The organism is Thermococcus sp. (assembly GCF_015521605.1).
Taxonomy (GTDB): Archaea; Methanobacteriota_B; Thermococci; order Thermococcales; family Thermococcaceae; genus Thermococcus.
Map to the genome: position 1 here is coordinate 1 of NZ_WANV01000007.1, position 11,125 is coordinate 11,125.

9 protein-coding genes are annotated in these 11,125 nt (G+C 56.5%); 4 read left to right on the forward strand and 5 right to left on the reverse strand.

Annotated features, from left to right (window positions below):
* The 3 genes from F7C11_RS01175 to F7C11_RS01185 all read left to right on the forward strand — a co-directional run.
* On the forward strand, positions 1–837 hold an 837-nt coding region (locus F7C11_RS01175), incomplete at its 5' end, for an MFS transporter (RefSeq protein WP_297090136.1).
* The gene (locus F7C11_RS01180) at positions 834–1,631 is read left to right on the forward strand and encodes a PIG-L deacetylase family protein (protein WP_297090137.1); all 798 of its coding nucleotides are present in this window, start codon (positions 834–836) and stop codon (positions 1,629–1,631) included. The genes F7C11_RS01175 and F7C11_RS01180, both read left to right, overlap by 4 nt.
* Entirely contained in the window at positions 1,632–2,939 is a 1,308-nt protein-coding gene (locus F7C11_RS01185) for a hypothetical protein (RefSeq protein WP_297090139.1), read from the forward strand.
* Here the strand turns inward: F7C11_RS01185 and F7C11_RS01190 are convergent.
* A complete protein-coding gene (locus F7C11_RS01190) occupies positions 2,936–4,189 on the reverse strand; it encodes a glycoside hydrolase family 1 protein (RefSeq protein ID WP_297090141.1) in 1,254 nt (417 codons plus the stop codon). The genes F7C11_RS01185 and F7C11_RS01190 overlap by 4 nt on opposite strands.
* Before the next feature lie 139 nt (positions 4,190–4,328).
* Here F7C11_RS01190 and F7C11_RS01195 point away from each other — a divergent pair, with 139 nt between their 5' ends.
* Positions 4,329–6,512: a hypothetical protein gene (locus F7C11_RS01195; RefSeq protein WP_297090142.1), complete on the forward strand. Its 2,184-nt coding sequence runs from the start codon at positions 4,329–4,331 to the stop codon at positions 6,510–6,512.
* Positions 6,513–6,514: 2 nt separating this feature from the next.
* On the opposite strand, the gene F7C11_RS01200 is transcribed toward F7C11_RS01195, so the two are convergent.
* From F7C11_RS01200 to F7C11_RS01215, 4 genes are all read right to left on the reverse strand, one after another.
* Positions 6,515–7,783 carry a C69 family dipeptidase gene (locus tag F7C11_RS01200; protein ID WP_297090144.1) on the reverse strand — a complete coding sequence of 423 codons (1,269 nt, stop codon included), beginning with the start codon at positions 7,781–7,783 and terminating at the stop codon, positions 6,515–6,517.
* Positions 7,784–7,994: 211 nt separating this feature from the next.
* Positions 7,995–8,603: a hypothetical protein gene (locus tag F7C11_RS01205; RefSeq protein WP_297090146.1), complete on the reverse strand. Its 609-nt coding sequence runs from the start codon at positions 8,601–8,603 to the stop codon at positions 7,995–7,997.
* A gap of 4 nt (positions 8,604–8,607) precedes the next feature.
* Positions 8,608–9,312, reverse strand: coding sequence for an ATPase domain-containing protein (locus F7C11_RS01210; protein WP_297090148.1), 705 nt, complete (start codon positions 9,310–9,312; stop codon positions 8,608–8,610).
* A gap of 95 nt (positions 9,313–9,407) precedes the next feature.
* On the reverse strand, positions 9,408–11,125 hold a 1,718-nt coding region (locus F7C11_RS01215; RefSeq protein WP_297090149.1), incomplete at its 5' end, for an endonuclease/exonuclease/phosphatase family protein.

Consider the following 11,125-nt stretch of genomic DNA (forward strand, 5'->3'; position numbering starts at 1 on the left):
GTTCCCAACTTCATACTGGCACCGCTCTTCTACTTCGTAGCCGAGGAGCCGAAACGCGGCGCCGGCGAGGAAGAGGTCAGGAAGCTAATCGAGATGGGCTACGAGTACACCTACAGGCTCAGCTGGGAGGCCGTTAGAAAATCCTTCAGAACCAAGACCAACCTCCTGATCTTCCTCCAGGGGCTGGCCGGAACCGTCCCATGGGGCGTCCTCATGTACTGGCTCGTCTCCTTCCTCATCGTCACGAGGGGAATGGAGAAGGACACCGCGACATTCGTCCTGCTGATACTCGGAATAGCGACGGTCATAGGGACACTCGTCGGAGGCTATGTGGGGGACTACTTCGAGAGAAAAACTCCCGGAGGCAGGGCGCTGATAACGGGGATGGCAGTCTTTCTTGGTATGATAGCGGCGATTGGGGTCATAGTTTACCCGCTCCCGCCCGAGCTCTCCCTTGAGGGCTGGCTCGCACTGACGGTATACTCGATACTCTTCCTCCAGCTCGTCAGCTTTGCCGGGCCTAACGTCACCGCCATAATCTCCCAGGTTAACCTCCCCGAGGACAGGGGGACGGTCTTCGGGGTGTTCAACATCATAGACAACGTCGGAAAGGCCCTCGGCCCGCTCTTCGGAGGCTTCCTAATCGAGACGCTGAGAAAAGCGGGCTACACCAACGCCCAGGCCTACGAGTACACCCTCATAATAGGCTCCCTCTTCTGGACTCTCTGCGCTGCCGTGTGGCTCTGGATAAGGCATCAGTATCCAAAGGACAGGGAAGAGGTCAGGGAGATTCTCAGGAAACGTGCCGAGGAGCTCCTCGGGGGTGGAGCTGAGTGAAGCCGATCCTCCTCGCCAAGGCCAAACTCAGGGGCGTTTCCCCGGAGGAGTTCCGGGAAGTGCTGAGGGAAACCCTGGGCTTCGACGTTGATAATCCCTTCGAAGGGGTCAGGAAAATCCTCTGCGTCCAGCCTCACCCCGATGACTGCGAGCTCGCCATCGGCGGGACTCTCGTCAAGCTCTCCCGGGCTGGGAAGGATATGACCTACCTGACCCTCACCGACGGCTCAGCCGGGAGCAGGGAGATTCCACCGGAACAGCTGAAGGAAATCAGAAGGAGGGAGCAGGAGAGGGCCGCTGAGCTGATAGGCGTTAAGAAGCTCCTCTGGCTCGACTACCCTGACACGAGGCTTCCCTACAGCGAGAAAGTCCGGGAGGAGATACTCGGAATAATACGCACCGAAAAACCCGACCTTGTCCTCGCCCCGGACCCGTGGCTGGCATACGACGTCCACCCCGACCACAGGAACGCTGGCCTTCTAGCCGGAGAGGCGGCCTTCTTCTCGGCCCTTCCGAGCGTTGGAGAAGGAAAACCGTGGGAGGTCAAGCTGCTTGGCTTCTACTACACGGACAACCCCAACCACGTGGAAGATATAAGCGACGTCCTCAGGCTCAAGCTTAAGGCCCTGAAGGCCCACGAGAGCCAGTTTAAACAAGATTGGAGCTCCTGGGAGGTCTTCGTGAAGAGCGTTGCCAGATTTTACGGCTCCTTGAAGGGCTTCAAGTACGGGGAGGGGTTAAGAATCCTCCCCACGGTTCTCTTCCACGCCAACCCGCTCGCGGGGGTGCTGTGAATGAGGATTGCTTTTATCGGTGCAGGGAGCATATTCACCCCCCTCGGCCTCTACACGATAGCCACGAGCGAGGTTCTGAAAAACGCCGAAGTTTATCTCGTCGAGATAGACGACGAGCGGAGAAAGTTCATAACCGCCCTGGCGGAGAAGATAAGGAGGACGTTCAAGGCCGGGTTTAAGGTCACTCCCCTGCGGAACGTCGAAGACCTGGAGGGATACGGCGTCGACTACGCGGTCATCTCCGTCGAGAAGGAGCGCTACCAGAGATGGAGGCTGGATTTCGAGATTCCCCATAAGTACGGCATAATGCAGGTTCTCGGCGAGAACGGGGGTTTAGGTGGATTGTCCCACACCCTGCGCGTCGTCCCGCTGGTTCTGGAGATAGCAAGGGTCATCGAGGACATCAACCGCGATACCCGGGTTTTCATATACTCCAACCCCGAACCGAGGGTGACCTACGCCGTGGTGAACTACACCAACCTTAAGAACGTCTACGGCCTGTGCACGGGCTACCTTGAGAGAAAGGAGATGCTCGCCCCCCTTCTGAAGGCCGACGAAAGGGAGATAAACTTCATCGCCGCCGGCCTGAACCACTTCACCTGGATAAAGGAACTCCGCGTTAACGGCGAGGACGCTTATCCAAAGCTTGATGAGGCTCTGAGAAGAAATCCCAACTTCGAGCCGCTCAGCAGGCTGCTCTACAGGACCTACGGCCTCTTCCCCTCGCCGGACGACAACCACATCGGCGAATACCTGAGCCTCGCCTGGCCTCTGGTTCCCGAGGAGAAGAAGGGGCTGAAGTGGATAGAGAGGACGAGGAAGGAAGGAGAAGACGTTAGGAGGCTGCTGAGGCTCTTCCTCAGGGGGTTAGTGCCTAAGTTCGCATTCAACCGCTTCGTCAAGTTCCCGGACGTTGCTATGAACGTCGTTGAGGGGCTTGAAGGGGTCGAGAAGCTCCAGGAGGCGATAAACGTCCCCAACAGGGGCTACACCGATCTGCCCGAGGGCGTCATCGTGGAAATCCCGGCCGAGGTCTCGCCGAAAGGAGTAAAGCCCCTCCGCGTCGACCTCCCGAAGGAGACGCTGGTTCCCCTCAGGGTTCAGGCGGAGATACAGAGGCTTTCAGCCGAGGCGGCCGCCGAGGGGAACATTGAGAAGGTAGCAAAAGCGGTTCTTCTCGATCCTGTGGTTCACGATGCAGAGGCTGGGCTGAAGGCGATGGCCGAGCTGATTGAGGCCCACATGGATATGTTGCCCCAGTTTACCGAGGGGGACGTGGAAACCCTGAGGGACTGGTTGAAGGCTTAAATCTCCTTCAACCCGTATCTCTCCAGCATCTCGTCGCTTATCTCCCCCTTCTTTGAGATTTCACCGTAGAGGTAGGCGCTCTCCCTTGGTCTCCGCTCGAAGGTCCCGTAGTCCACCTCGATGAGGCCGAAGCGCGGTCTAAAACCTTCAGCCCACTCGTAGTTGTCCAGCAGAGACCAGTAGAAGTACCCCCTGACGTCGATGCCCTCTTCCAATGCTCTGCCAACGTACTGGAGGTGCTTAACGATAAACTCCTTCCGCCATTCGTCGTCGAGCGTTGCTATGCCGTTCTCCGTCACGTAGAGAGGAAGACCATAGCCCGAGAAGGCCTTCAGCCCCTCGTAGATGCCCCTCGGATAGACGCTCCAGCCCATGTCCGTCTTTCTTCCCAGGTTGGCGTCCTCGACGGCGAACCTTTTGAGGGGGTTTCTGAGGGCTTTGACCTTCATAATGTTGTAGTAGTTCATCCCGAGCCAGTCCAGGCCGCTCGCCGGGACGTCGAAGGTTCTCATGAACCCCTTGAACTTCCCCGTCAGGATTCCGTCCAGCATGGAGCGGTTGAAGGTGTAGTCTATCTCTTCCGTTGCCTTCATGTCCCTCTCGGAGTCGCTCGCCGGAACGAAGTGCGGGCGGTTCTTGACTATTCCAACCTTGAACTTCCCGCGGAGAACTTTATAGGCCATGGCGTGGGCCTTGATGATGTTCACCGCGACCCTCTCGGCCTTCAGCGGGTTCTTCCTGAAGGGCGGCCACATGCCCTCGACGTAGGAAGCAACAACGTAGACCATCGGCTCGTTGAAGGTCGCCACCAGCTCAACGCCCTCGATGTTGTCAGCTATCAGCTCAACGTAGCTCCTCCAGTGTTCCAGGTTCTCCTCCCTCTCGAAGCCGCCTTTGAGGGCGAACCACGTCGGGAGCGTGAAGTGGTGGAGCGTGAGCATCGGGACAATCCCTTTCTCGTTGAGGAGGTCGATTATCCCCTGGTAGCGCATCAGCGCCTCCTCGTTCGGCTTTCCCTCCTCCGGAAAGAGCCTGCCCCACTCGATTGAAAAGCGGTAGGCTCTGTAGCCCAGCTCGGCCATCAGGTCGATGTCCCTCTCGTACAGCTCCCACGAGTTGCAGGCCTTGCCGGCGTGAGGGAGCTTTCCATTCTCAGCCCAGTACCACCAGTCGCTCCACCTGTTGTCGCCCTCTATCTGGTAGGAAGAGGTCGCCGTCCCGAAGAGGAAACCGTCCGGAAACCTGATCATCTCACTCCCCTACCCAGATCTGTCCAGGCATATTAATAAGTTTCCGATGCATATATCGAATAAAGTTAATATGACACACGACAAAGAGCAATGTGAACAGATTTTCGTTTTTATTTAAGAAACGTTGGAAGTGGCAAACGTGAAAAAAGGTTTGTTGCTGGTGGTCATTCTGACCATCTCGGTAGTGGCGGCGCCCTTTGGAGAAGCCAGGTTTGACCCACCCGGCCCGCCGGCGATAATGGTGAGCGTGTGGCTCGTTGGTATAGCCACCACGAAGGACTACGACGACGGGCTGAACGGATACGCCGACTTGAGGGTGAAGTACAAGGTTGAGGGACACGAAACCAGCACTGGGGAGGTGACGCTGTACTACGACTGGGACGCCCTTAAGGGCAGGATGGGCTATTTGCAGCCCAAAAAGCTGCTGTACAGCCAGAGAGAATGCTCGCCCATGGACAGCATTGTGCTCTACGCCCACGTTAACGAGGTCAGCACTTTCTCGAACAGGTGGATGATGACGATGTCGAAAACCATCTCGAAGCCGGGCAGATACGTGCTATCCGGGAAGGACGTGGAGGTCGAGATAGAGGTCACCATAACCAAACTCTCGCTGGAAGCGGACAAATGTTCCGTCTTCTACGACCAGCCCCCAAGCTATGCGAGCAGCCTCGTTTCGAGCTCCGGGGGTTACATCTACGACTGGCAGCTTGCCCACATGATAAAAACGTGGATAGTGCCCAAGGGATACGCAAACATGGTCTTCGTGTTCAACCAGTGCTTTGGCGGGGGAATGATAGACGACCTCAAAGAAAAGCTGAGGGGGACGGGGGACGCGGCATTCCTAAGCGCCTCCAAGCACGATGAGCCCGCATTGGGTCTGGCCGATGGATATAGACCCTCCCGCCGGTCCAGAATAACTAGAGGGGGCTTCCAAAAACCGGAAGGATTCTATCCAAAGGAAGTGGGGGAGGAGATTGAAAAGACAGGAAGGGATGCCCCAACGATGAAGGAAATCGCCAGAAGGGCCGAAATGGAAGACCTGTCCGGTCCCTATGGACTCTGGGAGAAGAACATCGAGCATCCACAGTACACCTCCATTGGAAAGGGAGATAACATAAGGATAGGAAAGAAATCCGACGGCTCTGACGTGGCGAGCAGGCATGCCATCCTCTTTGCAGGGGATGCTGATAAGAAAAGACACTGGAACAACCTCCAGAGGATGTACGACGCCCTCAAGAAGCAGGGCTTCACCGATGGGGACATCATAGTGCTCGCGGGCAATGGAAGAACGACTCCATGGGGCTCCAATGTCCCAAGCTACGTTGACGGCCCCGGAACCAAAGAGGCCCTCTACGAGGCGATTGTAAACGTCAGCAGGAAAATGAACAAAGACGAGCAGCTCGTGTTCTGGGCATCCGACCACGGGAACAGGGAGAGGATAGAGCTCTCCGTTCTCAAGGAGATTCTCGACCCCGTAAAAATGCCAGTTCCGCCTAAAAAGACGGCCAGACGGCCGGAGCAGGTCTCATGGGACCTTGACGAGGAGTTCCTGAAGATCCTCAGGATGTCCCCGGACAACCAGCCCTACGTTAGCATACTCGTTGAGGCAACCCCCGAAGTGATGGAGTACGGTGACAGGTTCTTTGGAAACGTGGGGCTGTACCTCAACGGAGTCCCAGCCGAACTCGCGCTTGTTGAGCCGATAACGGCCTACGACGAAGACCCTGACCTCGATGCCTTCGAGCTCGTCTACTACGTGGACGAGGAGCTCCTCTCCCGGGAGAACCTCATCGAGGTCTCGTGGCTCGGCGAACCCGGAGGGTTCATCAAGTACTCCATAACGGGACTCATCATAAGCACCGGAGGGGTAAACGAACTTGAATACTCCGGAGAGGGGAACATTCCACGCCACGAGCCCACACTCTTCGAGCGCCTCAGTGACTATGTGGACGTTTACAACGAAAATCTGGAGAAAATGCCCGGATTCGTCAGAATGCTTGGAGGCAACGAGAGGATTGCACTTGAGATCGCCCTGGAGAACGGCAGCGTTCTGAACATCGGTGTGGTCACATCCGAGGGCAGGATAACAGAGTTCTCAAAGGGTGAGCTCGAAGACCCGACGCTGAGGGTGTGGACCGACGAGGCCACCGTTAACTCAATCATCACATCGGACGACCCCGCGGGGAGTGCGTTCTATGCCCTCAAGCGCGGGCACATCAGGTACTCTGGCGTTGGGACGATAAAGAAGCTCAGGATTGCCGGGGTAAAGGTGGTCATGAGAATCTACCGCATCGCCGAGGTTATAGGGGATATCGTGGGGTGAGGCTACAGTTCAAGCCCCGCCCCCTCGTTGACCTTTTTCCAGGCCCTGCCGAAGAGGAAGGGAAGCCTTCCGGGTTTAAGGATGGCCTCCCACCTTTCGAGGAGGATTTTCTCTTCCCTGAAGGCCCACTCCGTCAGTATCCTTAGATCCTCGGGCGTCTTCTCTATCTCCCCCGCCTTCTCGATTATCTCCGCCTGCAGTCTGTCCCTCTCGCGGGCGAAGTCGGCTATGTAGGCCCTGTAATTGGTCAAGAACTTCCTGTGGAAGGCCTCGAAGCGCCACCAGTAGGTTTCCGGGTCGTACCTATCGGTCGGCTCCTTTCCAAGGTCTGGAAGACCCCCGGCAAAGGTCACCGGCTTGAATACGCTGAGGCACGGGTTCGAGGTGCCGGTGAACCAGTGAAGTCCCTTCCCGAGTTCTGATATCTGCGAGGAAGCCGTCTGGGACGGCCTCGTTAAGCCGCCGTAGTGCATGCATATGTCCCTCATCGAACCCTTCTCCGGGCTGTAGGGCTCGAAAGAGTGGGAGCGAAGGAGGGACATCATGTACTCGAGCGTTATCTCGCTCTCCTTCTCCTGTAGTTTCCTCAGCGTGAAGGCCCTCCTCTCCCTCCCGTGGGCGAAGTGGGTGTAAAACCTGTCCGAGAAGTGCCTCGCGAAGTTGAAAGAACCCCTTCTTGCGAGGGCCTCTACGCCTTCCGATGCCATATCCCAGTCGCTCTCTATTGTGAGCGCGTTGGAGATGGAATAAACGCCTTCGATCCTCTTTGCAACCCATTCCTTCCCGACGGTTTCGAGAACCCACGCCTCCTTTGGGTCGGCTATTATGAAGGAGCTGAAGTAGTAGAGTTTGTGGTTTTTGCTCCCGTTCCCGCCCTGAAGGCCATGCTCAACAAGGCCAGTTATGAACTCAAGCGCCTCTTTCGCGCTCTTTGTCCTCTCCAGTGCGAGGCGTATCATGTCCATGCCGGTTATTCCTTTCTCGGGCACCTTCACCTTGGTAAAGACGGCCGTGTTCCCTATCGCGAGTTCAAACTCGTTGACGCCCATCTCGGCCCCCCACATCCACCAGGGGCGGGAGAGGATTACCGCGTAGGTCTCCTTCACCTGCGGGAACTCGACGTAAGTGAGTTTTACCTTCTCCTCATCGTGCTTCCTCCTGGGGATTAGCTCCAAAACCTGGGCCTCGTTCGGCTCGCGGTCGCTGTTCTTGGCAAAGAGAGTTACACCTTCCTTTGTGGCCTCGGGGGCGGCCACGAGTATATCGCACATGGTTCCACCCTTCAAAGATTGGAAGAAGTTTTATAAGAGGCTTTCCTCGGGGGTGCAATGAGGCGAAAGCTGTGTGCCCGGGGGACAGCAGGAGAACCGGCAGTGAATGAACGCAAAGCGAGGGAACACCTCTCAATACCCCCCATACCTCCGGCTAGCTATCCGGGGCACGTTCGTTCGAATTCCCCACAGCACCCAATAAGTGGAGAGTTCAGAGATTGTCAGGCGAACTTCCTATGACAACTCTGCCCTCGTGTATCTCAAACTCACAGAACCCGGAGCTTCCATTCGGGGACTTCTTCACGCGCATTACCAGGCTTACCTTGAATCCCTTAACGGTCTCGGTGATGTCAATGATATGGGTGGAGAGGTTTTCAAACACCGCCAGATCCCTCTCGCTTACGTTGCGCTTGTCGATGGTGGTAACAAAGATGAGGTTCTTGTTTTGGACGGTGCTGACGATGTCCTCCATGAACCTGTAAACCGCTTCCGGGAGACGGAAGAGTAGAAGGTTATCTAACCTGATCCCCACAATCAACGAGCCGCCAGGCAGCTTTCGAATCGTATGCAGGATCTCATAGAGCCGTTCGGCATGAACGTTTTCACCCATAACAAGGAGATCCACTCCTTCTGTGGGGATTATCCTCCTCTCAGAGGCGCCTTTTGGAAGGACGACCGCCACGGCTAACTTCTCCTTGTTGTCCCGAATGAGCTTGGAAAGTATCTCCACCCCAAGACTGCCCACTGTCTCAATTAGCAGGACGTCACCTTCCCTAACCTCACCGAGAACACTATCCAGCTTCTCAATCCCAAGCCTCATACGATCACCTAGCGTACAGACTCTCAGAAGAATAAACCTCAATGCCCCTGTCTGTGAACTGGTAGGGCCTCACATCTTCATCAAAGGGGCTTCCCCTCAACTTCAAAATCTGTATCCCTTTGACCATCCTACCCTTCACACCGTACCTTCTGAGCTCTATCACCCCGCTGGTGAGGTATTCCTCGACCTCAAGGTCTCTCCCCAGAATGCTCGATGTTATGAGCACCGTCACATCGTACCTCGTGAATACCTTCAGGAACTCTAAGAATGCCCGTCTGTACTCGAGCTCGTTTTTTGTCGTCAGCTTCAGCATAGTTATGGGATCAACGGCAACTCTCCGAATTTTGTGTTCCTTTATCTGTTCCTCCACTGCCCTCGAGAACTTTTCAAAGTTCTCCGCGAACTCGTTGTAATATATGCCCTCAAATATGTGGGTTTTCTTACCGACGGGGGTTGCGTCGATGCCATGGAAAAGAGGGTTATCCAGGTCAAACCCAAACTTTGCCATGTCACTCTTAACCATGTCTAGAGATTCCTCCAGGGTTATGTAGAGCACGTCTTCCCCGTTCCTTACGCCTGCCATGAGGAACTGGATCGACATCGTGGTCTTTCCGAGTCCCGGTTCTCCCTTTACCAGGTACGCCCTCCCGGGAATCAACCCGCCGTTCAACATCTTATCAAGCCCGGCTATTCCGGTGGATATCCTCATTGAAGACACCTCAGACCTTACATCATGACTTAGGATTTTACATCCTATAAGATTTTCTCTAGTAAAAATCGAAGAAAATACGGAAAATAGCCACATCAGGTAAAGATGTTGAGCAACACCCATATCGGCCTGTGGTCGGAAACTTCCACGTCGCAGAGGCAGCCGTAGTCCTTCACCTCCGCCGGCCAGCCTTTCCTGAGCAGGATGTAGTCTATGTTCTCCTCGTCCCTGACGCCGTTGCGCTCCCAGAGGAACGTGTAGGGCGGTCTTTCCTCGAACGCATCGCGGTAGTCGCGCGTGAGTATCTCTATTGCCTTCTCGTAAGGCTCGGCGTTGGTGTCGCCTGCTATGATCTGGGCCGCCGGTGAGGCCTCGGCGAACTTTAGAAGCTCTTCCGCCTGCATCGCGCGCTCCTCCTCGCTCAGCCCCATGTGGACGTTGACGAGGGTAATTCCAAGCTCCTCTATTGAGACCTTCTGGGCCGGCCTCGCCTGGCCGACGCTCTCAAGGTTGAGCTCGCCCTCCGTCTTCATGTGCCAGTGGGAGAAGACCGCTATGCCATAGGTGCCCTCAGCCGCCGGTTTGTACTCGTAGGCGTAGCCGAGGTGAGCTGAGATGAGAAGCGGCACGTCCTGGTAGCCGTTGGCGATCATCCCACCGACGACCTCCTGAGCCGCCCAGATGTCCGGTTTCTGCTCTCCCAGGAGGTCGAGGAGCTCGTAGCCGTTGAAAGTCCCGTCGTAGGGCCCGAAGCCCTGGTGGACGTTATATGTCCAGATGAGGACTTCATCCTTTGCCGGCTCGTAGGTCGGCCCCGCGTTGAAGAGCGCCAGCACTATAACGGCCGCCACCGCGAGGCCGGCCAGTGCCCCGGCGATCTCCTTTGCGCTTGGGAGTTTAACATCAACGCCCTCTCTGTAGGCGCTCAGGGCGTATATCACCGCCGCCGCGAGGATCAGCACCTCAAGCCTGTCCTCCATGAAGGCCAAACCTATGTCCCTTCCCACGTAGGCGCCTATGGCGAGCGTGGCCGTCAGGAAGAGATAAAATGCCCCGATGAGGCCTCCCCTGCTGCCCTTCGCGCTTTCTACGAGGGCGATGGTCGAGGCGAGGGCCAGGGGCAGGCCGACCAGTCCAGCCGGCTTAACGAAGAGCGTCGCCGAGCCAATAATCAGCAGGACACTGGTCAATCCGGGCTTCTTCGAGAGGTACGGGCCGAGCAGAATCGCAAGAGCCACCACGAAGGAGAAGCCGATGAACTGGGGGAGGTAGTAGACGTTAAAGCCAGAGTAGCGCATGATGGCGTTCGGGTAGATCAGACCCAGTTCGAGAAGTGCCGCGAAGGCATAGAGGCCGAAGCCAGGCTTCTTCAGCGTTCCCGGCTCTTTCCAGAGGGCGTAGGAGCCGAGGAAGAGCAGCAGTACGAGTATAACCCTCGTGTACGGGAAGTCGATGGGTTCACCACCGACTGCCAGAACGCGGAGGCCCAGGTCGGCGACGAGTCCCATCGTGAGGTACTTTACATCGAGTTCCTTGACGAGGGAAAGCGCGACCGGCAGTGCAAAGGCCGCTAGGAGGTGCGTGTATTCGGTCGCATCGGTTATCAGGACAGCCACAGCGTAGGCGGCCATTATCAGAGCGCCGGCTTTCCTGCTCATCCTCCCGACTAGAAAGGCCGCCAGCAGGAGCAGGAGAATTCCCAGTCCGGACGGGAAGTTCATTCCGTAGAAGAACGTCTTTTCGAGGCTTGAGTACGCCCCGGCCACGAAGATTCTGAGAGAGGAAGCCAGCAGGACACCGGTTCCAAGCCCGA

Coding starts and splice junctions, on each gene's coding strand:
- F7C11_RS01185 (WP_297090139.1), top strand. CDS start 1,632: ATGAGGATTGCTTTTATCGGTGCAGGGAGCATATTCACCCCCCTCGGC.
- F7C11_RS01190 (WP_297090141.1), bottom strand. CDS start 4,189: ATGATCAGGTTTCCGGACGGTTTCCTCTTCGGGACGGCGACCTCTTCC.
- F7C11_RS01200 (WP_297090144.1), bottom strand. CDS start 7,783: ATGTGCGATATACTCGTGGCCGCCCCCGAGGCCACAAAGGAAGGTGTA.
- F7C11_RS01205 (WP_297090146.1), bottom strand. CDS start 8,603: ATGAGGCTTGGGATTGAGAAGCTGGATAGTGTTCTCGGTGAGGTTAGG.
- F7C11_RS01210 (WP_297090148.1), bottom strand. CDS start 9,312: ATGAGGATATCCACCGGAATAGCCGGGCTTGATAAGATGTTGAACGGC.